The following is a 306-nucleotide window of genomic DNA, read 5'->3' as shown; positions in this document are numbered from 1 at the left end:
GCATTCTCTCTTGAAACCGCTCCAGCGCTCCTTCCGGTACGCCTTCTCCGCTGTTTCAACGCTCCCCTACCCAAGGTATGCCATACACACAACATCTATCGGTTCCGTACGAACCCCACAAGAGTATTTAGTCCTCACTTCGTTCGGACAAAATATCCTCATTACTTTCATAGACGCTCTGTGTATGACATACCATGCCGCGACTTCGGTTCTGTACTTGAGCCCCGGATATTTTCGGCGCAGGGCCTCTCGACCAGTGAGCTATTACGCACTCTTTAAATGGTGGCTGCTTCTGAGCCAACATCC

At 51.0% G+C, this 306-nt stretch carries 1 rRNA gene; it reads right to left on the bottom strand.

Going from position 1 to position 306, the window contains the following annotated elements:
* A 23S ribosomal RNA gene (locus I6E26_RS11140) occupies positions 1–306 on the bottom strand; the annotation flags it as partial.

This window comes from Anaerovibrio lipolyticus, from assembly GCF_021531495.1.
GTDB lineage: Bacteria > Bacillota > Negativicutes > Selenomonadales > Selenomonadaceae > Anaerovibrio.
Note: the sequence above shows the minus strand (reverse complement) of the source record. Positions and strands in the feature narration are given on the sequence as shown.